We start from the raw sequence: 24,121 nt of genomic DNA on the forward strand, positions 1-24,121 counted from the left end.
TGGGTGAGTCGGGATCTGGACATCGAGCGCACGATCCGGGATGGCGAGCGTAACCAGGAAGCCAAACGCCTGATCCACAACTGGTGCCGTCATGCCCGCGTGCAGAAGTTCGGCGGCACGGGCATGATCGAGATGCAAACCGGCCTGCCCATCGGACACCACTCCATGGTTTGCGATTTCGCTCCGGCCTCCGGGATGGCGACCTGGCTACTGGAAGAATCCGCGGTGCGCTTCCATGACGCCAATTGCGTGAGCTGCCCGCATCGCATGCCGGTCGGGTTGCCCAACCTCGCCATGCTGGTGGCGCAACGCGACACCGATCGCCAAGATGCACAGACGCGTAAGCAGGAAGCGCAACGCACCAAGGAGGCCGCGCTGGAAGCCCGCGTAGCCGTCCGCGCCGAGCTGCGGACGATTTTGCCGGTCCTGGCCAAGACCTTCATGGAAGATCTGGATCGGCTCGATGCCGATCGCAATGACGAGGCGGCGACCCGCGTTATCGAGAGCGCCCGCCTAGCGCCGGAAATGCTCGTGCCCGCGCTGACCGAATACCTGTTCTCGGTCTTAGAAGGTGACGACCACTGGCTGGATGCGGTCGGGATGACCCTTCTGGCCGACACGCCAGACCAGCCTCGACTGGTCCGCTGTGCGATGAAATGCCTGCGACAGGGGTATGCGCTCGATCTCGCCGCCGCGACGGTTACGCAGCGACTGGACGACATCGATGCCGCCGACGTCACCGAGGCGGTCATCGGCTTGGCGTACGTCGCGACGCCACCTCGTTCGGAGTTTGGCCACCAGCACCACGACGATGGCGATTCGAAACCGTTAACCCAATTGGCGGATCGCTTTCCCGAGGCCGTTGAGCGCGGCCTGCTCGCCTTGCTCACACGCCGCGATCAACTCCGGGTAGGCGTGACAACCCGGGCCATGGGCCAGCTGATCGCTCGAAGCGAGCGTTGGATCCGCCCCTTCCTGCGTCCGCTGGCGGGGCACCTGTCCCGGCTGGACGTTCTGGTCGAGATCGAGCGCGACTCCGAGCTGCGCAAAATCGCCCATGACCTCCAGGTGGCTTTGGCCAGTGCTTTCTTGGCCGCGCCCGACTTGGCAGATGAAGAACTAATGCGCCAGTTCGAGAGTGCCTCGGACGAAGGCGAAGGTCGCGTGGCGGGAGTCTACGAGCACGTGCTGCGTCTCGCGCATCGCACTCGTGACACCCCGCTCGTCGTCGGGCCGGCCCACACCCATGCGTTCGTCGTGGCGATTCGACGGCTGGCGGCGCTGTCGGGGACCTCGGACAACAGCGAGGTCACCCAGCAGGTCCTGAGCGCATTTCGACATCCGAGTGCCGCGCTCGCACAGGCCGCGAAGGCTGCGATGGATGTGCTGCTGGGCACCGCCGCAGTACTCGATTCCAAGCTGCAGGTGCCAGAGCCAAAGCCCAGCGTCCTCACGCCCCCCCATCCGCTGGCGGACATGGAGAAAGCCAACCGTCGCTCGAATCTGTGGTATCTGCGTGCTGCGCTGCTCAAGCTGGCCATCCAAGGCGCGCTCGCCGATGCCGAGGGACTGGCCCGCTTTGAGGCGTTTCTCAGCCAGCGCGGCCTGCTCGGCGACTCGTTCGAGGCGGCGATCGTGCGGGAGATCGCTCCGCTGCTCGCGACCAGCGCCGGGCTCAAGGCCATGCTGCCTTACCTGTACGGCGCGATGGTCGGTGCCTCGGTCGTCGGCCGCGCCGCGGCCGCCGACGCACTCAAGGACATCGGCAGACAGCGATTCGCCGATCTGCCAGACCTGGTCGCCGACAGCCTGGTTCTGATGCTCTTCGATCCCTACGTTGTCGTGCACAAGGCGGCGGTGCAGGCGCTGGGGCGACTTCGGCTTCCGGCCCATTTCCACCGCTTGGTGGCCGCCGCCCTGGATAACCTCATCGTCGCCTATCGACATGGCAATGATTCCGAGTTCTTGCTCGAGTGCATCGAGGCGAAGGTGGCGATGTACCGAGGCGAAGGCCCTATGCCCCAGGAGCAGGGCCAGCTCCTGCTGGCCCTGATCGCGGAGCTGGAGCCGTCGGTGCTCTTGCGTAGCGGACACCAATACTTCCTCAGGGAGTTTCAGCACCTCGATGGATGGGCAGCGTTGGTGTTAGGTTGGGTCGCCCAATCCCGGGAAGACTACGAACTCGAGCATGCGCTGGAACTGGCGGCGGATCTTCCCCTAGGCGCGTGCGCACCCCACGTGCCGGCGATTTTGGAGGCGGTAGCGACCGACCCAACCAACCTCCAGTTGTGCTGCACATTCGTGGAGCTCCTCTCGCGCGATCGCGCTTGGTTGGGCGCAACGCAGGTCGCCGCGTTGCATGTGGCCGCCTTCCCCGACACCGTGCGCGAACGTGTGCGCCGACTGCAGGCGCAGCAGCTCGAGCGCCGTATCTGCTTCGAATACTTGATCAGCGAGCGCCAACTGGAAGAGGCCTTGGCTTTGGGTCAAGCCTGGATGCAGACCGACGCCGAGCTGGCACAATTGTTTGAGAACGATGAAAAATTCCCTCTCTTCTGAGTCCTTGCAGCCGCGCCTGCAGGCCGTGGAGGCCTTGGCGGCCATCGCCCAGGGCCAGTGGCCGCCGCATGATCTGAAGGCGCTGGCTGTGGCCCTGGATTCGGTGTCGGTGGCCTTGTCGAGTGCGGCGGCCGCAACGGCATACAACGCCTTCGGCGGCGTCGTGCGCATTGTCGACATGTTGGCGCATTGGCGCCGGGCCGTCCTCGACGCCGAGCCGGATGCCGATCGGTATCTGCGCAGCGCCCGCGAGCGTCATCGCCTATGGTTGGAAGACTACGGCCACAGCGATGCCGCGGCGGATCTGTGTGCAGCCGCACAAGGCCTGGCAAGCCTGGAATCGACTAATCAGGTCGCCGACATCGCCCGGGCGCTGACCGCCGTGCCGCTGCCCATCGGCATCTTCGCGCAGCCGATACGACCGGACTGGGCCATCAAGGCGGACTTGGCTGCCCCGAAAGAGGAACCGCTGGTCGACCTGACCGTGGCGTTCTTGAAGTTCCAGTTCGACGGCCAACCTGCCGCGGAAGTACACCAGCTGGTGGCGCGAGAGGTTCACGATCTTGAGATCGAAGTGCGTGTGTCGCGCTGGCCGCAAGACAAGCGAGAGCTGCGGCTGACGCCGATCTCCGTCGAGCCGAAGTCCACCTATGACTTCCCCAGCTTCCAGTTCGAAAAGCCTGACGGCGAGGCGCCGTACACGATGCGGCAAAGTGGTCGCGCCGCCTTGTTGCTACCCCAAGGCATGCAGGCGCGCCCCTTCGAGTTCAAATACACGGCCGAGTTCATCCCTGAACGGGGGGATCAACCGGTGGCCGTCGTAGGACACCGCACGCTGATCGTGGACGGTGCCGACGTCACGAAGCTACAGATCTGCGGTTACCCAGGGCTGGACCAAACGCTGTTCGCACTTCGGGAGGCGCTGCGTCGCCGCCCGGGCGTGCCGCAAGCGGAAACTGCCGATGCGCTGCTCGTGCTCGCCACGCTCTGCAATTTGGCTGGCCGCGCGGTTCAGGACGCCGAGTTTAAAGGGCAATGGGACGAAGCTGCATTTCAACGCCACGTGCGCGCAGAGTTGCGTCGCCACCCACCGATAGGCGCGGATCTGGACGAACACGCCCATGCCGCCGGCGGCATCACCGATTTGTCATTGCGCGGAATACCGATCGAACTGAAAGTCGTCGACACGCTGATCACCTCTGTCGACCAGTGCGAACCATTCCTCGCCCAAACCGCTAGCTATGCCGTAGCCAAATCCAAGCGCACGGCAATTTTGTGTGTGCTCGACAGTAGCGATAAGAAGACGGCGCCGGTGCCGCCAGAAACGCTGCTTGACATCCGCACTCATGCACACGGCGCCGTGTCGATCTGCGTACTGGTGATCCAGGGCAATCTGGCTCGACCGAGCGCGTTATCGCGCTGAGCACGCATCGGCTTTGCTCTCATGCGTGAAGTGTCAGCCTAAGTGTGTTCTGCAAGCTGGGTAACCGCAAGCGAGTGATGGCGTGCTCCGCCCATGTCCGCTATGGGTCGAAAAGTCCCCTTCCCTACCCCCGATAAATCAGTCTTATCCCCTTCTCCGTCAATGTCCGCCGCTAGCCAGGAGCAGACGTGTGCGGACCAGCACCGGTGGGTTGGTTGAGGTCGAACGGCGACTCATTAGGAGCGGCGTACGCAGTTTGAGAAACAACTCTATGCCCGACGATCGTTTCGAGCATGCCGAGCGCAGCACAAAGCAGTCGCGGCCGCCCGTCTCTGCGAGTACACAGTCAACCAAGAGCTATCAAGAGAAGGCGCATGGTGCTTCAACGCATCAATCCAGCAGGTCGTTAAATACCTTGAACACCTTTTCGGCCCGGTCAAGCGTCCGTGTCACGGGAGCGGACTTGCCGTCGAGCACCTTAGGGTTGCGCAGTAGCCACGCAGCAGGCGCGAAATGGTCGAACTCTGCCACCTCCGGGGGCATCAGCTTGAAGGCATTCTCGGCGCGTTTGACCAGTCGCGTAGTGTCGGGCGCGGCGGCCTCAAGCTTGGGCGGGTCGAGCCGGAGCTCGCCTTCCAGTCCGTACGTATCGTTGAGGACGGTCGCGAACACCTCGGGGTCGAACAGGTCCTCGATGTCGGCCTCCGGGCGATCTAGTAGGTCGGCCACCGTGTAGAACTGCCCTGACTTGAGGATCTGGGCACGCTTGAGATCCTCGATCTTCTTTCGGTCACCGGCCGCCTGATCGGACAATGCCGCGATGTTGAGCTTATTGCCGGCAAAGAGCGATGCGAACGGGCGGATCTTGTCGATGCCCCCGGCCGGGCAAATTATCCAGCGCGGATCCAGGCCCTGTCGTCCACGCTTGCGCAGTGCTTCGCTGAAGGCATGGATGTAGAGGATGTCGCCCGGGCCTTCGACGAGCAGGGTGTTCTTTCCGACGAATAGGCTCTGGGTGATCTCGTAACCGAGTGCGCCCTGCAACGGAAACAGCGTATCGGCATCGCGGCTCAGCACGTCCGAGCGCACCTTGGTTCCCAATGGCGTGCGCCGGGGACGTTCGGCGACCTGGTCCTCGACGACGAGCACGGACGCCAAGTCGTTAGCTGGGACCATGAACGGGGAATGGGTCGTATAGACGACCTGGTGGTGAGGTGCGAGCTTCTCCTTGAAAAAGCGCAGCAGGTCCGCCTGTGCCTTACCATGTAGCGTCAGGCCCGGCTCATCCAGCAGCAGTACGACAGGGTGCTCGTCATTCTTGACCTGCGCGAACTTCACCAAGAACGAAAAGAACCAGACGAAACCCGCGCTGCGTTCGGAGAACGGCGTATCGACGCGGTGCAATTGGTTGTAGATACGCGCCCGAGCCACGGTGCCCGTATTAAACGGTGGGCGATCACCAGGGCGGGCTTGAGAAATGTCGACATTGACCACGAGGTCTGGGTTCTGCGTCCAGTACTCCATGACCTGATCTGTGATGTTGTTGGACGCGCCCTGAAGCTTGGCGTTGAACGTCTCATACGTCTGCACGCCAGTGATCTCGTTCAGCGATACCCCGGCGAAGTCCAGGAACTCAACGAATAGCTGGTCGCCGCGGTAATCGTCCTGCTGCAGCTGGCCTTTATTGCGGAGCTGCAACGTCTGCTCAATCTGGATCGCGCCGGACATGGTGTCGTACGCCGAGAAATACATGAAGCGAGGCAGCAAAGCTTTGATCCGCGCCTTCACCACGGCCGTCAACGACCCGATCGAAGTGAGGTATTTCCGAAGCTGCACCAGGGCATCGCTGCGGTCGTCCAGGCCATCGATAAGCGTGCCCAGGTTCGAGCTCGTATCAGCTTTGACCACCCGCGCCCGATCGGCCTCATCGAGTTGGAATCTGTCGTAGAGCCAGTTGAGGCCAATCTTGAAGTCCATCGGCGGATCAATCGACACGTCATGCGCATAAGCGCGGGAGATCTGGACGCGGTTGGAGCTGAGGATGCCTTCGCAAAGCTCGCCTTCGATCGCCAACATGTCGTCGTCACTGAGTTCCCATGTGGTCTGGATCGCCGTAGCGGCCTCGCCGCCATGACGCTGGTCGTAAGCGGTCAGATGCCGACGGGGATAGTCGCGCTCCTTATCGAGCACCGCCGGCGTCGCCGGGTGCGGGTTCAGGGCGGCAAGAGCCATCAGAACGGCACTCTTGCCCGCCTCGTTCTTGCCGACCAGGCAGGTCACGCCATGAATCTCGAAGCTTCCGCTGTCGTCGACGGACCGGAAGTTGGTGATATGGGCGGAAATCAGCTTCATTGCGCGGCGCCTAAAGGGTTTGGACTGATCTGGAGGACGATGCGCCGGATTCAAGGGGGTGACGACCGTCACATCCGCACCCCATGCCGGTGTGGGGTTCCCAACCCGCCGCCGGCCACCGGTCGCTGTAACGTACGGCCCGCGCCGCAATGGGCAACTGCGGTTCGGTCGCATTGCCGGTACCGGTATTGACGCAGCATCCGGGCCGCGACAAGCCGATCGAACCGCGCCGCCGAAGCGGGGACGCAGCGCTCGGTTACGCGACCTATTGTCGACATCCAGCTAGAGCCGAGACCGGTCCAGACGCTGCGCGTCCAGGACAAACACCGTCGTTATCAACACGCGCACCGCAGTAGCAGCGTCTGCTTTGTGTCGAAATCGGACGTTGCCTGGTCGGCCCGTCCGGCGAAAGGTGGGAGCACCCGCAGTGGTCAGAAGACCACCGTATGGAGGCACCCATCGAAATCGGAGCTCGATGGAACTAGAGCAAGCAATTTAGGCGGGAGACTCTAGCTGCAACAAGACAGATCGCCACTGATGAACCGCCCCGGCGATCGGCACGACCACCTCACGCTCAGCTCCCTCCTTCATGGTCTTATGCTTGGCTAGCACTTCCGCGCGAAGTTCTCTGATCTTCTTGAGCGGCCCCTCAGAATCCTCGTTCTTGCCCCGACTATGACGCATACCGTTATCGGTGAAACTTGCCTCGAAGTATGTACAATCACACTGATGGCAACCACATCGACTTGAAGTGGTGATCTGCGACACGCCGGCAATTACTCGATCCCATTTCGCCATCAGCTCACTGGCCTGCTCGCCCAGGATGCGATTCGCCAATTCGACATGCGATCTGACGTTCTCGATTTCCCGTCTATCGATCTCGTTCGTCCTGACTACGAGCACAAGGAAGTACACGTTGGCCGCGGCAAAGAACTGCGGAAATGCCTTCAGTCCAAACGGTTGAAGACGATTTAAGGCGTACCGACAATCCTGCTCGGCAAACTGAAGACGGTACTCAGAGCTTGGGCCAGTAGCGTTTCCGTACGCACGAAGATTGTCAAACGCACTTTGCACGCGGGCCTGGACATCTCGAATCACAACCTCGTCGAGCGCTTCCCGAATGTACTGTTTTAGCTCATTCACCATGGCCATGATAGCGGCAATGATCCGTTGCTCATGACGCTGGAGGGTATCGCGCAGCTGCTTATTCTTGAGATAGTCCTGCGCCATCGACGCCAAAGCAACGACGACTGGATTCTGAAGGTCCAGCTCCAATGCCGTTTTCAGATCCGTCTTCTCGCTCCTAGACGTCAATCCGGAAACGGTGAGGGTGAGGCCCGCATCTTCCTGAAGGACGCTGTGGATCACTGGCGTTACGTAGATGTCATCAGCTGGCATATCGTAGATTTCCATGAATGGCGCGTTAATTCGACTTTAAGAGCGCCTTGCGCACTCGTCAACTAGAGCATTGAGCATTTGCGCGGGGACTGATCGCTGGCGTCACCTGCGCGACGAATGTCCACGCGTCGTCGTGGTAGCGAGGTGGGTGCCGGCTAATGATCGCCCCCTTCTGATGTCCGCTTACGGCCAGAAGCCGACATCCGCTCTACCCCCAATAGACATTCCTAACCCCATCCTCTACTCAACGCACACTACCGGCCAGCACAGGCCCTTCACGGGCGACCGCAATCGGTGGACTTGGTCGTTGGGCGGCCTTGAACATAGCCAACCTGTCCTGGTCAAGTTTTAGTGGACACCGCGATAGGGGATTTCAGGTCGCCGCGTTCTCGTAGTCGGCCGGTGATCGATAGCCGAGGGTGGAGTGCAGCCGTTGGGTGTTGTAGAAGGCGACGATGTAGTGCGTGATGTCGGCACTGGCTTCGGCGGGGTTGGCGTAGCGGCGCTGCCAGACGCGCTCCATTTTCAGGTTCAGGAAGAACCGCTCCATCACCGCGTTGTCCCAGCAGTTGCCCTTGCGGCTCATGCTGGCGATCAGGCGATGGCGGGCCAGCAGGTCGCGATGGGCCTGACTGGCGTACTGGCTGCCGCGGTCGGTGTGCACGATCAGCCCGGGTTTGGGCTGGCGCAAGGCAATGGCCATCTGCAACGCCGTGCACACCAGTTCGGCCGTCATGGTCGGTGCCATCGCCCAACCCACGACCTTGCGCGAGTACAGGTCCAGCACCGCGGCCAGATACAGCCAGCCGCGTTCGGTGCGGATATAGGTGAGGTCGGCCACCCACGCTTGATCGGCAGCGGCGGGCTTGAAGCGCCGGTCCAAGACGTTGGCGGCCACGGGCAAGTCGTGCCGGCTGTCGGTGGTATGGACGAACTTGCGTTTCCAGCGCGCCTTCAAACCATGGTGCTTCATCAGCCGGCGGACCCGGTGGCGGCCAGCGGGCAGGCCTTGGGCCTTCAAGCTGGCGCTCAACCGCCGGCTACCGTAATTGGCGCCGCTGGCCTGGAAGGCGGCCTGCAGCGCTGCCGCGAGCGCGCCAGTCCGTGGGGCTGACCGCCGCCGGTGGGCCGCATACAGACCCGAACGACTCACGCCCAGCAACCGGCACAGCCGGGCGGTCTGGGCCTTCTCCTGCCACTGCTGGATCACCTGCTGGATCACTTCAGTTCTCGGGCGAAGAAGGCCGATGCTTTTTTTAACAGGCTGTTGTCCTCGCGCAGCCGCTGGTTCTCCCGCTCCAATTCACGGATGCGTTGCTGCTCGGGGGTCAACGGCCGGCCTTGTCCCGGCTGGCCGGCCTGCTCAGCCTGGTACTGGGCCAGCCAGCGACGTACGGCGCTATCGACCAAATCCAGGTCGCGGCATACCTGGCCCACGCTCAGGCCTTGGTCGCGGATCATTTGCACCACCTGCAGCTTGAAGGCGGTATCGAAGTTTCTACGCGGGCGGGATGTCATGTCGGGCTCGTTCCTCGTTGGGGATGATCATCCCCTATCGAGGTGTTCACGAGAATTAGACCAGGACAACCTGACATGCCGTCCTATGCGGCACCTCGTGATTTCCTTGCAAGGGCGCCTATGTATAGAAGGCGAGCTGATCGAGGGTCAGGATTGCTTGCAGAGCCCGTGTCATCGTGTAGCTGTCCTGCGCGGCTGCTCCGTGACCAACGGCATGACGCGATCCCGCGCTACCAGCCCCTGTCAAGGGGTCGAAATTCGCGAACGCGCGCGTAATAACGCCCTGCGTCTCCACTTCATCACCACCGCCCGGAGCCCAGCCGGGGGCGTGGCACCCATGTCCTAAAGTAGGGATGGGGCCGCAGACCTCTCTTCATCTTCCGCCGAGAATCGAGCCGCACAAGAATGGATGTGCGGAGCAAGAGGCGTATCTACAACTTCAGAATCCCCAGGTCCTGCCGATATGTCCATGTGTTTGCTTGCGGCCACGCCCTCCACAAGGACGAAAGGATGACCAGTTTACGAGCCCAGTGCGCCGCTCAATTCGAGCTCATCCGAAAGGCAGTCTTCAATGCAAAGGCTACCGCTCAGGCGAGTATTGATCAGGCCCAAGCCAATCTGGACGCGACACCAGACGAGAAGCCTAGGAGCGTTGCACAACTGTTGCGTTCAGATCTCCACGCCGAACACGAGACTCTCGCGGCTGCGGTTAGGGAGCGTGACGCTATTAGGGGGTTATCTTGGTGGAAGCGCTCTGCCTTGATTTGGGGGGCGAAGCGCAGGGTCAGCGAAGCCACCCGTAATCTTGCGGCCGCGACCCAGCAACAGCAGGCACCCGACCAAGTTCTGCGGCGTGAAGCGGAGTCCAGGCGAAGAGCCGACCAGCACGCTGCCCATGAAGCATGCAAAGAATCTCTCCAAAGCGCGCGAAATTTACTGGCACTACATCGTCAAGCTGATGCTGATCTGGAGCTGAAATTTGCCCCCCTGGGTGACGCCATCAACCGCGGCGGGTGGCTTGCCAAGGACGCAGCATCCTTGCTGGCCGTTGCCGCAGTGGATGCGAAGAACTGCCGGTGGAACGACGTCGCTGAAACGATGGCAAAGGTCTCCTTCCAAGCGCTTCCTTCCAGAGCTCGACTTCAGGAATGGGAGACGGAGTGCAATGCCTTCTTCAAGCTTATCAACGTCAAGTCCTATGGCTTTAACGCTGTTGCGCGCTATCCAGGACTTGTTGGACCATCGCTGAATCTTGCCAGAAGCAGATGCCGCGCTCAGGCATGGATAAGTGCAATGGAAGGCCGTCAATCCCCAGCCGATCAGTGGCATGCACTTCCCGGATGTGTTGCACCCACCACTGCACTTGTGGAGCCGGTCCAATGGGTCTTGTACTGGGCATTTCTAGAGGAGTGCCAGCTTTTCGCCGAAAGGCAACATCAGGCAAAGGCTCATGAGGACTACCTCAGCGGAGTGTTGTTTGGCGGCTTGGATAGAAAGCTCTCTGGTAAGGCAAAAAGTCAACTTCTTGAGTTGGGATATCCGCGCGCCAGGGTCAACCTCGGCATTGTTCAGCTGGCCGGGCTCAAGCCAGAGGCTACCACAGGAGCTGATGTTGGCCTCGTGGTCCGACTGAACGTCGGTGATCTACATGTACACAAAGTTGCGTTGCTGCAGGCAAAGGTTAGTGAAGGTGGCCGCGCCAATATTGGCAGCAGACTTACCGGTCCGAACAAAAGGACGCAGCTGCAGAAGTTGAATGAGGCAGAGAGGGACTTTTTCCTCTTCTACCACGCAGGCAACGGCACCACCCCCACGCCTCTACCAACGGTCACATCAGTCCAGCATTTCGTGAATGCGGGCCAATTGAGCGGCACAGCGATGAAGGATCCGACCATCCGGGTAGCCACGCAGGACGAAGGGTGGGAGTTTGCGTGTTTTGTTGCGTTTGGCCTGTGCACGCCAGCCAACGGAATAGGTAAGGAAGTTCCAGTCGGCGGCGCCCCTCTCGATGTGCTGACGGTCGGGGGAGCAACTTCATTGCCCGACTACATGATCGTCGTATCCCTGGGCGATGATGATTTGGGACATGAGAACATTATGGAGCCGCTTAAGCGCCGTGGCTATCGTGCGGTAGAGAGAAAACGAGGAGTCAGCTTGACCCTCAGACCGACCCCGAGGACACAGGATCACGACGGCCACAGTTTAGGGTAGGCTCCGGAGAAGTTGAGCAAGTGCCGGCATGTCGATTTCTCCTGAGCAGTCTGTACGTGGGAGGCATTCAAAACACTCAAAAATCCTGTGATTCCTTAGCCTCCTAACCCTTGAATAAGCGGTGCCGCGAAGCGGAATCGGCTTGAATGCATTGTTAGGTCTTACCGGCCAGATCATCCAGAAGTTGATAGCCATACTGTGAGAGGCCCTTGCAGATGACCGAAGTGCAGCGACCGAGCTCTCCATCTCTTTCGGTGGTGATGATCCGGATGGAGGCCTCTAGCACCCCTGCCCCCTCATTGTCCAAGATGCGAATAATGTCCGAGAATCTGTGATCGTGCTCATCGAAGGCAAGCGCCCCGCCCTGGACTGCCTTTAGTAAGTCAAAAAGCTGCATGGAGATTCCTTGTAATAGCAAGTCCGGTTATACGACTAATCCACAGCGCACCGTATAGTCGCCATTCCATTAATACGCTTGATCATAGACAACCTGAGTTCGCCGACAATCCGAAGTATCACCTTATTTGCGAGACCTGCACTAGACTCACCACCCGGGGCTTTCTTTTGTTCCCAAGGGGAGCTCTAACGAGAAATCCGCTCCATCGGGAGCGTCCGCTCAACTGGCCGCGTCGCTCTGCAGCACGGGCAACGGCTGCCCCGCGGCGGAGCCGAGAGGCAGTCGGGATTCGGCGCCAGGAGTGACGACGATGACCGTAATGACATCGTCCCGCAGCGAGTTGATCTGAACGAATTTCAGACCCGCCTTCTCGAACACGTAGGCCTTGAACAGCGGCGAAAGGCTGACGTTTTCTTTGCCGGCCGGCACACGCGCCCCCATGCCCTCGATGACGTCGGCTGGGTTCAATGTCGGCTCCGCCGCCTTGGCGAGCGAGGGCAACCCGGAGGCTATCATGGCCACTCCAATCACTATCGCGGAAAAGGATTTCATCGTTCGTTCCTTGAAGGTGCAGTCCGTTAGACGCTACTGCTGGGCCGAAGGAGCCGCAAGCGCCGCTCATAGGTGCCGAAAAATCGTCTACAGAATTGGACAACGGACCGACAAGTCGCGGGCTGCGCTCTCTGGCTGACCTCGACGGCCACAATTCGATTGGGCGAAAAGCAAAGGCCCCGCATGCGGGGCCTTTGATCGTCGGCGCTTAGGTGGAGGTTCTAGCCTCCGTCCCCCAGCCATGGTGGGTGAAGTGGCCTGGACGATGAGGCCACATTGCCATCAATGACGTAGACATGCGATCAGTTGAGCGCCAATCGCAGCATCAGAAAAATCCTACGCGCAAGCGTACGCCGGAAATCGCTTTCCCAAGTCGAACACTACTTATCGGAGACGGCTTCAATCTGCTTGATCAGTTCGCGCTTTTGCTGCTTGGTCAATGAGCCCCAGCGAAGCAGCAACTTGGCCAACAACTCGTCGTTGGTATACAGGAACGCAGCCGGAACGCCCAGCGCCTCGGCCAGGCGCTCGGCTGTCTCCAGCTTGGGCTCGTGTTTGCCACGCTCGTACTGGTTGATGCGGGGGCTGGCCACGTGAGGATCCAGTCCGGCCCGGATGCCTAGCTCCTTCTGGGAAAGGCCCGCGTACAAGCGGGCCTGCTTCAGGCGTTGGGCAAAGGTCGGGTTTGAGTCGAAGGATACAGACACGTACACACCCCATGGGAACCCCATAAGGATGGCGTATGTGCCTACCGTTGCATACTAAGTTATTCTTAGTTTTTTGGGCAACCGCTACCTTGGTTGGTGCCATGACCCGAGCAACATGCTGTCCAGCCGGCCCTGACTCATCGGCACGCGTCCTCACCCTTGAAGAATTGAGCCTGCGCGAGACTCTCTTCTTGGCTGCCCTACTGAGAGCCCAAGCCCTGCGCGTCCAAGTAGCCCCGACCCGCCAGGCTACCTTGAAGGTGCTGGACGTGCTTAGGAGCCAAGCCCTGATCCAAGTCCCTTGGCCGGCGGACCGCTGGCCCATCCGCCCCGATGCAGAGGTGACGCCGCTTGAGGACATCCAGTGGGCATTCGCGTGGGCTTCATACGAGCGCGAGCGCTTGTTAATTGCCTTGGAGGATCAACTTGCCGAACTGTCCGCCGAGGAAGACCTCGCCGAACAACGTAGCGCAATGTGGGGCGAGTTGGCGCTGTGGGAAGCCGAACAATTTCTCGAGCAACAACTGCGCAAGCACCAGTTTGATCCAGCCTGGGCTCGTGATCTTGGTTTCATCTTTCGTCCTGCTGCACCAGGGCTCCCTATAGCAAGATGGCGCTACTGTTGTTGGGCTGCTGTCCGTCAAGGTGCCTCGGTGGCGCTGCGTCAGAGCGCCCCCGACGTTTCAGGGATCCGCGAAGCGATATTCCTAGAACTACAGAAGCGCCTTCGCTACGTGACCCATGGTGCCAACCAGTTGGGCATGTTCACACCGTTTCAGCCACTGCCCAGTTCGGCATTAGCACAGCTGTTTGTATCACATGTCATGCCGATGGCCTGGGACTACTGGACGGCAGACCGTTCGGTTTCGCGGGGCTAGCAGGGTATAAGGCGAGGTAGCTACTTGGCGTCTACTACGCACCCGCATGCACGAAGATCTTTCTTCGGCCCCGGAGGGGCCATGCCACTGTGTCATCGGTGACGCTTATGTCGTCGCTTTCGCAGGAAAGATCTATCCAAGCATCACGCCAAAGGGCTAGTTGGGGAGCGCGGTGCCTGGCAGTGCGATGGGCGTATGCCCTACCCGGCCCTCAGATGTCACCGGGACTCAAGTTGCGAGAGTATCTCATCCAGCTCGTCCAACTGCGCCTCAAGAAGTTCCTCGGCAGTCTCATGAACTTGCTGATCTCGTTTAGTACCCTGGCGAAATGATTGTAAGAACTGCCCGAGGATGAACGTGCAGAGGTACTCGTAGTAGAACTTGCTCTCCTCATCCTTGTAAGAGAGCTTGCCCAGCAGGTTGCTAATTCTATGGTGAAGGTGTGGGTGGCGCATCTGCCGAAGGCCGCCCGGATCCGCCACCAGATACAGCGAGGAAAGTGCCGGCACCAACACGGCCCAGCCCTTCAGTCGCTTGACACTATCATCCTCATGTAGGGCGACCATTACTCGATAGGCAAAGTCATCCGCCTCCCGCTCCATCTCAATGGACGTCGCCAACGCTTCCGCAGTCATATCGTGCGGCGCGACCACTCCAATATGCCCTTGGCGTGCATGCGCGAACTCGTGATACATGAGGAACGCCACGGCGTACTGAAAGATCCCATTCACCTTATCGCACATGTTCTTTTCGGCATCCGATGTGCTTGTCACAGGTGACGGCAAACCATCAGGCCAGCGGGTATAGCCGCCTCTGAGCGACGAGGCCCAATTCAGAAGATGCTGGGATCTCTGAAGAAACGCCGTATTGAACTCCAACACGCCGTCAAAGGATTTATCAATCATTCGCCGCTGGACCTCCTCATGCTGGACGAGCCAGCCGTAGGTGAAAGCCCAGAGAAGCTCCAGGTGAGGGAGATGAAGCTGAATGAACGCGGGCTCACCATCCCGCTTTACAACGCGAGGCCCTCTTGGGCCGCTCGCGTCGACAACCAAATCGATTTCACTCGAGACGTACTTCTGCTCAATTGCCTCCTTCAGCAGATCCACTGCGCTGCCATTGGGATTCTCGAATGCATAGACGATGTTGTGCCTGAGGCTATCAATCGGGGATATCACTAGCGAATGTCCTTCTCTTGTAATTCTCGCAGCCCCGTTGATGGCATATGCACGGGTGCATGGATGGAATTAGGTTGTTAACGGTGCGACCGATGGGATACTGAAGTTCACCAGTGCGCGTGATCTAGAGGGCCGTATTTCTCGCTAGCCGCGCGCTCGATTGCCGTCGCATCACCGCCTTCAGCGCGCCGGCGTCCCTGCCGACGCGCCACGGATCTGGTCAGCCGCCTAGGGCGTGGGCATGGGCTGTACAAATCGCACGCCGAACTTATCCAGCCGCTTGTAGATCGTTCGCAGCAGGGCCGTCTTCACGGTGTTGAGGTCGGCCCTGTGGCAACCCTCCTGTCCGTGTGGGTACAGGTCGCACAGCCACAGCCCATCGACGAAGGTGCCGCCCATCTCTCCTTCCCCGAAGTCCGGGCTTTGGAAGCCGTAGCCCGGTTCGACCACAAAGTACCAGCCTTGTTGGCGCGGCAACCGGAACGAAAACGACCCGGCCGCAAGACGCTTGAGGATCTGCGGACTCAACCGGATCACGATCCGGTAGGCCCCAACGTCATACCCCTCCGGCCAGTAGATCTGGCAGTGCACACCCGGAGCGACGGCGGCCAGCAGGCCGCGCGACAGCGCTGCGGTGACATTGCGGCGACACTGCGCATCGTCCTTTTGGTCCTGCAACGAGTAGACGAACAGCCCGCCTGTCCAAGTACCATCTTTGAGTTTGGCCACCAGCGTGTTGCGACCCGGTGCCTTGGCACGCGGCCGAAGGCCGGCTTTTTCAAGTGACGCGCGATGCCAGTAGGCCGAGTCGACGCGGAAATTTTCCACGCCCTTACCGGAGAAGAACTCGGGGAGGGTGATGAAAAGATCAGACGCCGCGGTCTGGGGTTCGACGCCCATCAGTTGGGCCGTCACGTCATACGGCACATCCAGATACTTCTCGGGTCGTTGTCGCTGGCTCGGGTACTGGGCGATGGTCAGATCCAGTCGCACCCCCAGCGCAATCGACCAGAGCGCTTGCGCGGTATCCCATGAGCCGGTCAGCGTGGCCATGCGCTCGGCAAATGCCACATAGTCGAAGCGTTCTGCCCGCCACTGGGGGTTCTGCCGGAGTTTCTGTTCCCAACCGGCAACGGTCCCCAGCCCCAAACCGCGTACAACAGCCTGGCGAAGCTGACGAAGGTTGACTTGGAAGTATGGGGCCGCGCCGCTGCGGAGATGATCCGCAAAGTCGTACACGCCCGTGCTGTCTGCAGTAAGCATGATGCTCTCCTAAGTTGTAATTCGAAGTACTGTCCCGGCTACGGTTTCTTCGTGGACACTCCGAATACAACGGGAGGATGCAGAAGTGGATCTTGGAGTCCGTAGCAGCTCAGGTGAATTGCTCCACCTCGGGCTATTGCCCTATCTCAACTCTGATCCAGCGTGTTGTGGAAGTCAAGCGCATCGGCTGCATCGCGATTCCGTGGGCGCGCGGCCATCAACCGGTTGCGTGTTATCTGTTCCGGTCAGACAAGGAGTGATCGGCGCAGTCGCGCTCGCACGCAAGCGCGGCGTTAGCACGCCCCTTAGGCTTGCCCGCTGATCATCGTGCCCAACGCGCAGGGCACGCCCAGGGCGGGCCATGCGCGCCGATCCACCAGATCATCCCGCTTACGGTGGCCAACGCCGGCTATATCAGTGCCGTGAGCAGCACCCTCAGTGAGAGCTTGCGTTCGATTCAGGCTGACCGTGCCGACGCCAGCGCTGGTGGCAATCGTGAGCAGGGCATGATTGAGGGCGCCGCTCCCGCCCAGCCCCACCGGTCAGCAGCTGATACGCCGCACGGACATATGTGGTCGCAATGTGCTCATGGCGAGGAGCAGGATCGCAAAGGGTGTGAGCAGAACCATGCTTCACCGGCGCCCCACCCTCGCCTAATTCATTCATCTCGCGCTGTATTGCGGCGAGTCCAGCAACCGCTGCCGAGGCATCGAGCAGCCCACGCACGTGCGCATGATCGGCGCTGTGCTGGGCTGCACTGACCTAGTCGGGCTTCCAGCCATGGGTGGAAGCCAGCCTTGAAAGGGACGATAGAGGTTTTGGTACTGCAGCACGATGAAGCCTGGGCGCCGCAAGACGGCCGGGAGCCGGGGATCTGCACGCGCTCGATATACAGCGCCTGCCAAGGGATCAAGGATCGCACAGATCCAGAAAGCCGATGAACAGCCTTGCCCTGAAAGCGGCGATTGACCTGGATGTTGCTCTAAGTTGAGCACCGTCACGTTATCGCCGAAGCCGGTCAGATCGCGGCGGGGCGCTTGATCCAGATCCGCCATGAACGACCACCGCTCGATCGCCAGCGTGGCCACGTATTAACAAGGAGGCCGCGCAAAAGACAATCCTGCATCGCGACTATTGGACGGAGGAAAGACCCACTAAAGAAGATCAGCGCCGTTGGGCCGGCGAAGCTGCGGGTGTATCAGCGCTAATCCCAGATTTCTCGTCCACGTCACGTGCAACGCGCCAACGAGCCACGCAATCATCGGCGAACGAGTACAGCACCACGCCCTCTACACCTTGAGCCGTTCCTTGGATCATCAAGAGCAGCGTGTTCACCCTTGTCAGGGAGGCCGCGCGCAGAAGCCCCATCGCATATAGATCGGTCGTAGACGCGCTCGGAGCGGTTTCGGGGTGGGTATGCCACTCGCCTAGGTAAAGAAAGCCCAAACGCGCGTGTTCATCGATGCAGCGTTGGGCTGCGTCAGAATTCGAGCGGTAGGTATAGCGACGACGCGTATCACCAGCATACGGGCCGGACGCCGTGGCTATCACCACCTCTCCGTCTACGATGCTGCCGAATAGTTGCCCGCCCGCCTCGCGCGCGCTCCAGTTGAGCTGACGAAATCGGGCCGTATGATCGAGCACCTCTTGCGCGATGACAACTCGTTCGGCGTACTCCGCAAATGTCGCGCGATACATCAGTTACTCAGCCCACTTACGTGAGATCTCGCAGTAGGATTTGTCAAAGGCAGGATCAATCGTGCAGCGGCCATTGACTGCAACCTCGCGATTGCCTAGCCACGACCGGATAACATTGTCTCTCACCTTACCGAGAAGGATATCCAGAGCCAAGCGATGCGCCACGTTGATGGTGCCCATCATGTCTGATGTGCTGTAAGGCTGGTACGCAACGCCGCACCCAGCTTCAACGGCCTGCCCTTCTCTAGGGGGCCAATTAGATGTCAGCCGCATTGCAAATTGTGCATCAGCGTCAAGTGAGGCAGCGATGTCGGTCGCATCTACGATGCCGACCGCATGCCCGGTCACTGCCATTTCTTCAAGCCATGTCCACAACAGCGCTGGGGGGCATTGCAGCCCTAAACGCCAGCGGTTCAATGCCAATTCGCCAGCGATGCTAATGCCGGCCGCGATGACAAGGTCACAGCGGGACAGCACTTCCTGCTGCTCCGCATTGGCGTGCTCAATTGAGCCAATCCACGCGTCAATTGCCACCACGCTGGGGAAGTCCCCTAGCAACTGCTTGGCCAGTGCAACTGACTTGGCCAAACCCACCGATTGCATGCCCAAGACGTGGCGCCCGGTATTGCTGGAGCTCAGGCGATCCATATCTACTAGATACAAGGAACCTATGCCGGCCTGGGCCAACGCTCGTGCGAGATAGCCACCAAGCGCCCCACAGCCGACAACGGCCACGCTCTTGCCGCGCAGGGTCTCAACATCTGTGCTCATCCCGCGCCCATGTACCGCTCGATAGTCGGCACGCTGGACATTCCTACGGACAGCAGGCTTGGCGTTGAAGCTCATTGCTACCCAAGCTGCAGGCCGAGGCTGGGATGGACGGAAGCCCTTCCTGGCCGCCGCCTCGCTCATGCCTTCGATTTCCGCGCATACGTAGACCGGCGCGCCTTCGATCTCGCAACCCAACACCACAGGAAGGACGCTGCCTGCTCGCATGTGAGAAACCAGGGCACCCGCGTCATCCAGGGCAATGACATCCCTTCCCGCAGCCGGGAACTCGACGGGTAACAGGGGTCGGTCCAGCCAGATCAGGCGTGTGGTGCTCGCGGCATCTGGCGCTGACGAGCCTGTACGCGACAGCCACATCCGGAGCTGGTCGGCCGACTCAGCGAAAACCAGCCCGCGTTTCGTATCGCCGCTGTAGACAATGTCTCGGGAGGCGCGCACGTCTTCCAGTACCGATCGGTAAGGCATCGAAGACTCCTTGCCGAGTTGAGACCAGTAGGCGATGAACTCCCGCCTGTGCTCGGCAGCGCGCTCTTCCTGCTTCATGTCGAGAACGAACAAGGCATCCTGGAGGGTGGTTAAGATCCGCGTTGAAGCACTGGAAGAATAGCGAAGCCTGCCCAGACAAAAGCCGCCGCATGGATCAATATGGGGCCAATACGGCGCCCCGGGGGAAATCCCCTGCAATGCCACAGCCACAGGATCGGCGAAAGGGAAGCGCGCGGTAATTCCAATGATCAGGTGATCGATCAGCGGATGACAGTGCCATTCCTTTGGCACATCCACTCTCCACGCGGCAATAAGGCCAAAGTGTGAAAGGGCAGCTTCTTCATTGACCTTGACCCGACGCCATCCGCCCGCCCTTGCACCAACAAGGGCGTGCTCGATTTCCTCAACTTGGCTGGTCGAAAAATCCAAGTCGCAAGCCTTAACCGAACCGTCCATTGCCGTCATTTCTCACGTCAGACCGTGTCTCGGGCGCAATGAAGAACGCTCGGCTGGCCTCAGCCTTCTGCACAGGCTCGGGAAGCTTCTGGAAGTAGTTAATGTCAAACACCTCGTCCCATGCCTTGCGCGCCTCGCCACGCGTGCAATTATCTTCAAGCACCGCGAGCTGCTGAATAGCCCAGCCCAGCTTGTCCCGGAAAAACCGAACCTTTGAGTTGCCGGCTTCGGCAAGCTTGGAGGTATTTACTGGGTGCGCTACTTCTGTCGACCAGTCCAGCTGGGCCTTGATCGCCTTCCACGTCTCAAGAAGTGCCTCGTCATCGCGACCAGTCGAAGCAACAAAGTGATCAGCAACGAGTTTGGTGATCACAATGCCACTGGTGGTCTCATCCTTCCAGTCTGAGCGACTGCGCGCATACGCTTTGGTGAGCCGGATGATCCTGCGCATCTGATCGCCCTCCCCGGCGCTCTCACCATTTCGATCCGAGACCTGCTGCTTGAACCAGCGGGTCGTTGCGCGTGCATCGGAGAGGTCCCACGTGCCATCACCTGCGAGCTCGAAGATCTCACACGTCCCGCCGTGGCCATCGTCTTCCTTGCGGATGCGATAGACAGGCATGTCAATGTGATACCCCTGGTGGTAAGCCTGCCTGACGCACTTGGGAAAAACCTCTGCCGGATTGGCAAATCGTTTATCGCGTGACAGGGCCGCGCAGACGCGCTCCTTAGACTCCAAGGGCGTCAGGGGAAAGCCATACTGATCGACAAGCGCTGCTTCATCAAAGTAGACGCCGTCATCGATGTCGTAGTCGAGGTCGGGATCCTGGACCATTGTGTGCATCGCGTATGAGCCCTGCGTGCACATCATCTTCGGCTGGGTGTGCTCCTCGTCGTCCAGACCGATCTCAAGACGGCGGCGCCCCGTATCCCGGCGCTCGCGCATCGCAGTGCGCTCCCCGCTGCTGAGCGTAACTTCATCCCCATGAAACTTCCGCATGTCGCTACCGCAGTCAAAAACGCTCACTTTTGTTCTCCTTGCTGCTCACGTAGGCCATCGGTCAGGGCGGCGCGGAATAGCGCCATTTCGCTGTCGGGCTTGACTGATTGAGCCCACGCGTAGTCAACGTCGGAGGTCGCCTGGCGCCTAAGTGCGTTCAGCACCTTGGGCCTAGCGTCATCCATGTTTTGGATGTATTTCAGCAACTTCTCTGATGGGCACTGCGCAGGCATGCGGAATGCCATGCTGCCGTCTTTGCGCAACTGCAGGATCTTCTTGCTGAGGTAGTCGTAACCAACGGCCTGCGAGTTGAGACTCGTCGTGATCGCACTGACGCCACCGCGCCAGCCCCAGGCGCCGCGATATCGCTGGCGTTCAGAGATTTCTTCCCCACCTTGCGCAGGCAGTGCCCCGAGCATGAAGAGGTGAACTGGTCGGTTCTCGCCCAGGTCATCCAATATCTCCACGGCTTCTATCGCGCCAAGTGCCCCCGGGTTGTTGGCCCACAGCCCGCCGTCCGTGTACACAACTCTTGCTTGCCCATCAGGCTCCACCAAGCGCGCTAGCGCACGCAGAATGGGGGCTGCCGTGGTCGCCATGCACGCATCAACGAGCGTTCGGTTGTCATCGCGTCCATTCAGTCGGGCCAAGTGCCGTGTCTTGAACACGACAGCAGCATGGCGCGCCATGTCAATCGACGTCAGCGCCAGCCGAATGCCTCGACCGTCATGCACATCCCGAAAGGTTCTCTGGCCGAAGGTGTGCTCAAGTGCGGCCCTGAGCGCGGCCTCTCCCCGACGGATGCCAAGTCCAAGAAGTGGGACAGACTGCCCAAGGAGTGGGATACGTCTCAACGTCTGGAACGGAAATATCTGGCCGCCGTGTTCCTGGTAGAGCTGGTCGACCTTGGACAGAGACTCTCCTGCCGCCAATGCGGACGCCACGATCCCCCCAGTGCTAGTTCCGATGATTAGGTCGAAGCAACGCCCTACATCCAAGTCCACACCGCGATCGTGGCAGACGCGCGCAGCAAACGTCCGCAGGTACGTCGCCTGGTAGACCCCTCGCATACCTCCGCCATCCAGGCAAAGAACTCGAAATGGCTTCATCGTGTCCTCCAATGCCCCTAGGACACTAGATATGGGATTTCTTGACCCCTACACCCCAAGGAGTAGTGGCTACCGAAGGGACGCCCCTCCGGATGGCAAGCTAACATCGACATGAACCAGAATCAAGAAACTTTTCTAATAGATTGAGAGATACTAGTCCTTTGATCCGAATTGCCCATATGTCTGAACATTTTCCGCCCCCATTCAGCTCCAAGACATGGAGTCAACGCCAGCGCTACGCCTTCATCGAGAATCGGCTGTACTGGGAGGGGGAGCTAACCCGCTCATCGCTCATGGAGCGCTTCGGCATATCAGCGCCACAGGCTTCAGACGACGTCGCGAGGTATCTGGAGCTGGCCCCCCAGAGCATCGAGTACGATCGGGTCAGAAAGGCGTTTGTCCCCACCCGGCACTTCCAGCCACGCGTAGCCAAGCCTGATGCGCGCCAGTACCTGACGCAGTTGCTGCTATCAGCTGATGACGCAATTGCGTCCGGTGACTCTTGGTTAGGCGATGTACCAATGCACGCCGTCATGCCTAGAGTGCGCAGGCGACTGGATACGGAGACGCTGAGGCCGGTCGTGTCCGCAATCAGACACCGTCGAGCTATTGAGATTCGCTATCAATCGATGTCGACACCAGATCCGGTCCTGCGATGGATTGCACCGCATGCCTTGGTCTACGACGGGGCCCGATGGCATATCCGAGGCTGGTGCTTCAATAGGTCTCGCTTTACCGATTTCGTCCTGGCCCGAATCCTCCAGATCGGCGATAGCCGCGTGTCACCAATGAACCCCGCGCTGGACCGAGAGTGGGAAGAGTTTTTCACCGTCGAACTAGCACCTCATCCAAGCCTTTCGGAATGGCAACGTCAGGCAATTGAGATGGACTATGGGATGGAGGAAGGAGTGGTCGGTATTCGCATGCGACTGTGCATGACTTGGTACTTCGAGCGGCACTATGGGTTGGATATCCCCGTAGAGTCCCTTCCAGCGGCTCGTCGGCAGATTGTCATTCGAAATCGAGCTGAGCTGGAGGCGCTTCGGCTTTCCTGCGCTACCTCTGACGATTGAGAGCAATGGACTGAGTTCGCCGGCGCATCGCGTCCGGCATGCGACCGGCCACTCCTGAGGGGCGCAGGGAGGGTGCGCCCGAAAAGATCCTTGAAGTTGGGGTTGGAGCTCCCAACCGGGGCTTGCGGGTATGAATTGGATGTCAGCCTGCATGCAGCACGCGTTGATGGGCGCTGTTGATGCGGGAGACCGCGATGGGTTCACAGCGGAATATCCAGCGGCCCTGGCCAGTGGCTACGTCGCGGCCTATCGAGCCTAGCCAGAGTGCGGCCCCTACGCAGTCCCATAGCTATGACCAATTCGAAATCCTCCTTGCGAACGCGCCCCTTGTCGCAGAGGCCAAGACCGTTTTCACCGAAACGCAGGTGCGTAGGGCAGCTCCAAGTCGTACCGGGCTGGTGCAACGCCCAATGCGTAGAATAGTTGGATGGGTCACACAGCATGGGCTGCCTGTTGGTGCGTGGAACCAGCGATTGCAGCCGTGCAAGATTGGCGATCCACGCCTCAAAAGAACTGATATAGCTAAGAGCAGCCGCGCTCAGGCTTGGCAATCGCACTGGAACCGCGCAACGTGAAAATCCGTCTATTATCATGTTTTGGGTGATGTCGTGAAGCTCTACGCGCCGCTGTAGCAGCCAAACTGCGTACGCTTGGGCGACGCAGCAAAGATGTGGCTTGAGCGTAATGGGAGCCCAACCATTTTTCCGAACGGCAGCAGTACCCACTGATCTCATCGCATGGATTCTGCACCCGGAGTGGCCCCTGAGGTATGTTCTTCTTATTTGACGCGCGACGCACCTGAGAAGTTCTTGGTAAGGCGCGATAGCATCTTGATGGTTGTCAGTCGGGAGTGGCAACACCAGTGGGGTCGCTGGAAACTGCCTGAAGGAGGCAGGGATCGGCGATAGCGCATGCTGGACAATCGAATCTGGCATGTGAATGAGCGCGAACCAGTAAGCACCCGCGTGGTCATCAGCTCGATGGCCGTCCCAGCAGATCGCCGAACTTCCACTGCAGGCTCTTTGGTATCCAACGAGTGAGTCATTGGCAGCTTGCAGCCAACGGTGCACTTGT

At 60.0% G+C, this 24,121-nt stretch carries 17 protein-coding genes; 5 read left to right on the forward strand and 12 right to left on the reverse strand.

Going from position 1 to position 24,121, the window contains the following annotated elements:
* The first annotated feature begins 3 nt into the window (after positions 1 to 3).
* Positions 4 to 2,559, forward strand: a complete 2,556-nt coding sequence (locus tag JR065_RS07365; RefSeq protein ID WP_206233376.1) for a hypothetical protein — start codon at positions 4 to 6, stop codon at positions 2,557 to 2,559.
* Positions 2,537 to 3,982, forward strand: a complete 1,446-nt coding sequence (locus JR065_RS07370; protein ID WP_206233378.1) for a hypothetical protein — start codon at positions 2,537 to 2,539, stop codon at positions 3,980 to 3,982. Before JR065_RS07365 ends, JR065_RS07370 begins: the two co-directional genes overlap by 23 nt.
* Before the next feature lie 390 nt (positions 3,983 to 4,372).
* Here JR065_RS07370 and JR065_RS07375 read toward each other — a convergent pair whose 3' ends face one another.
* The 3 genes from JR065_RS07375 to JR065_RS07385 form a co-directional block, all read right to left on the reverse strand.
* A complete protein-coding gene (locus JR065_RS07375; protein WP_206233379.1) occupies positions 4,373 to 6,334 on the reverse strand; it encodes an AAA family ATPase in 1,962 nt (653 codons plus the stop codon).
* Between the two features lie 495 nt (positions 6,335 to 6,829).
* Positions 6,830 to 7,747: a hypothetical protein gene (locus tag JR065_RS07380; protein WP_206233380.1), complete on the reverse strand. Its 918-nt coding sequence runs from the start codon at positions 7,745 to 7,747 to the stop codon at positions 6,830 to 6,832.
* A 358-nt stretch (positions 7,748 to 8,105) separates the two neighbouring features.
* Positions 8,106 to 9,250 (reverse strand): IS3 family transposase gene (locus JR065_RS07385; RefSeq protein WP_206233381.1). Its coding sequence is split into 2 segments (ribosomal slippage): positions 8,106 to 8,980 and positions 8,980 to 9,250, totalling 1,146 coding nucleotides; the frame shifts between segments, so codons are not numbered across the junction.
* A 510-nt stretch (positions 9,251 to 9,760) separates the two neighbouring features.
* Between JR065_RS07385 and JR065_RS07390 the strand changes: the two genes are divergently transcribed.
* Positions 9,761 to 11,461 carry a hypothetical protein gene (locus JR065_RS07390; RefSeq protein ID WP_206233382.1) on the forward strand — a complete coding sequence of 567 codons (1,701 nt, stop codon included), beginning with the start codon at positions 9,761 to 9,763 and terminating at the stop codon, positions 11,459 to 11,461.
* A gap of 154 nt (positions 11,462 to 11,615) precedes the next feature.
* On the opposite strand, the gene JR065_RS07395 is transcribed toward JR065_RS07390, so the two are convergent.
* The 3 genes from JR065_RS07395 to JR065_RS07405 all read right to left on the reverse strand — a co-directional run bounded on the left by JR065_RS07395 (position 11,616) and on the right by JR065_RS07405 (position 13,141).
* Positions 11,616 to 11,858, reverse strand: a complete 243-nt coding sequence (locus tag JR065_RS07395; protein ID WP_206233383.1) for a hypothetical protein — start codon at positions 11,856 to 11,858, stop codon at positions 11,616 to 11,618.
* A gap of 219 nt (positions 11,859 to 12,077) precedes the next feature.
* On the reverse strand, positions 12,078 to 12,410 hold the full coding sequence (locus JR065_RS21450; protein WP_241093450.1) for a hypothetical protein: 333 nt from the start codon (positions 12,408 to 12,410) through the stop codon (positions 12,078 to 12,080).
* 380 nt (positions 12,411 to 12,790) lie between these two features.
* Complete coding sequence (locus JR065_RS07405) at positions 12,791 to 13,141, reverse strand: helix-turn-helix domain-containing protein (protein ID WP_206233384.1); 351 nt, start codon at positions 13,139 to 13,141, stop codon at positions 12,791 to 12,793.
* A gap of 236 nt (positions 13,142 to 13,377) precedes the next feature.
* Here JR065_RS07405 and JR065_RS07410 point away from each other — a divergent pair, with 236 nt between their 5' ends.
* A complete protein-coding gene (locus JR065_RS07410; protein ID WP_343237254.1) occupies positions 13,378 to 13,995 on the forward strand; it encodes a hypothetical protein in 618 nt (205 codons plus the stop codon).
* A 218-nt stretch (positions 13,996 to 14,213) separates the two neighbouring features.
* Here the strand turns inward: JR065_RS07410 and JR065_RS07415 are convergent, their stop codons facing one another.
* The 6 genes from JR065_RS07415 to JR065_RS07440 all read right to left on the reverse strand — a co-directional run bounded on the left by JR065_RS07415 (position 14,214) and on the right by JR065_RS07440 (position 21,974).
* Positions 14,214 to 15,173 carry a phage exclusion protein Lit family protein gene (locus JR065_RS07415; protein ID WP_206233387.1) on the reverse strand — a complete coding sequence of 320 codons (960 nt, stop codon included), beginning with the start codon at positions 15,171 to 15,173 and terminating at the stop codon, positions 14,214 to 14,216.
* Between the two features lie 228 nt (positions 15,174 to 15,401).
* Positions 15,402 to 16,436: a hypothetical protein gene (locus tag JR065_RS07420; protein WP_206233388.1), complete on the reverse strand. Its 1,035-nt coding sequence runs from the start codon at positions 16,434 to 16,436 to the stop codon at positions 15,402 to 15,404.
* A 1,164-nt stretch (positions 16,437 to 17,600) separates the two neighbouring features.
* The gene (locus JR065_RS07425; protein ID WP_206233389.1) at positions 17,601 to 18,134 is read right to left on the reverse strand and encodes a Mov34/MPN/PAD-1 family protein; all 534 of its coding nucleotides are present in this window, start codon (positions 18,132 to 18,134) and stop codon (positions 17,601 to 17,603) included.
* A 3-nt stretch (positions 18,135 to 18,137) separates the two neighbouring features.
* Positions 18,138 to 19,838, reverse strand: coding sequence for a ThiF family adenylyltransferase (locus tag JR065_RS07430; protein WP_206233390.1), 1,701 nt, complete (start codon positions 19,836 to 19,838; stop codon positions 18,138 to 18,140).
* A gap of 10 nt (positions 19,839 to 19,848) precedes the next feature.
* Positions 19,849 to 20,892 carry a cyclic GMP-AMP synthase DncV-like nucleotidyltransferase gene (locus JR065_RS07435; RefSeq protein WP_206233391.1) on the reverse strand — a complete coding sequence of 348 codons (1,044 nt, stop codon included), beginning with the start codon at positions 20,890 to 20,892 and terminating at the stop codon, positions 19,849 to 19,851.
* Positions 20,889 to 21,974: a patatin-like phospholipase family protein gene (locus JR065_RS07440; protein WP_206233392.1), complete on the reverse strand. Its 1,086-nt coding sequence runs from the start codon at positions 21,972 to 21,974 to the stop codon at positions 20,889 to 20,891. The genes JR065_RS07435 and JR065_RS07440 overlap by 4 nt, the downstream gene beginning before the upstream one ends.
* A 179-nt stretch (positions 21,975 to 22,153) precedes the next feature.
* Between JR065_RS07440 and JR065_RS07445 the strand changes: the two genes are divergently transcribed.
* Entirely contained in the window at positions 22,154 to 23,047 is an 894-nt protein-coding gene (locus JR065_RS07445; RefSeq protein WP_206233393.1) for a WYL domain-containing protein, read from the forward strand.
* Positions 23,048 to 24,121: the final 1,074 nt, after the last annotated feature.

This window comes from Xanthomonas sp. (assembly GCF_017163755.1).
In the GTDB taxonomy this organism is placed as follows: domain Bacteria; phylum Pseudomonadota; class Gammaproteobacteria; order Xanthomonadales; family Xanthomonadaceae; genus Xanthomonas_A.

What these genes read in the sequence shown, in the direction of transcription:
- JR065_RS07425 (WP_206233389.1), bottom strand. Translation starts at nt 18,134, where the DNA reads ATGTATCGCGCGACATTTGCGGAGTACGCCGAACGAGTTGTCATCGCG.
- JR065_RS07445 (WP_206233393.1), top strand. Translation starts at nt 22,154, where the DNA reads ATGTCTGAACATTTTCCGCCCCCATTCAGCTCCAAGACATGGAGTCAA.
- JR065_RS07395 (WP_206233383.1), bottom strand. Translation starts at nt 11,858, where the DNA reads ATGCAGCTTTTTGACTTACTAAAGGCAGTCCAGGGCGGGGCGCTTGCC.
- JR065_RS07390 (WP_206233382.1), top strand. Translation starts at nt 9,761, where the DNA reads ATGACCAGTTTACGAGCCCAGTGCGCCGCTCAATTCGAGCTCATCCGA.
- JR065_RS07370 (WP_206233378.1), top strand. Translation starts at nt 2,537, where the DNA reads ATGAAAAATTCCCTCTCTTCTGAGTCCTTGCAGCCGCGCCTGCAGGCC.
- JR065_RS07405 (WP_206233384.1), bottom strand. Translation starts at nt 13,141, where the DNA reads ATGGGGTTCCCATGGGGTGTGTACGTGTCTGTATCCTTCGACTCAAAC.
- JR065_RS07420 (WP_206233388.1), bottom strand. Translation starts at nt 16,436, where the DNA reads ATGCTTACTGCAGACAGCACGGGCGTGTACGACTTTGCGGATCATCTC.
- JR065_RS21450 (WP_241093450.1), bottom strand. Translation starts at nt 12,410, where the DNA reads ATGAAATCCTTTTCCGCGATAGTGATTGGAGTGGCCATGATAGCCTCC.
- JR065_RS07375 (WP_206233379.1), bottom strand. Translation starts at nt 6,334, where the DNA reads ATGAAGCTGATTTCCGCCCATATCACCAACTTCCGGTCCGTCGACGAC.
- JR065_RS07380 (WP_206233380.1), bottom strand. Translation starts at nt 7,747, where the DNA reads ATGGAAATCTACGATATGCCAGCTGATGACATCTACGTAACGCCAGTG.
- JR065_RS07440 (WP_206233392.1), bottom strand. Translation starts at nt 21,974, where the DNA reads ATGAAGCCATTTCGAGTTCTTTGCCTGGATGGCGGAGGTATGCGAGGG.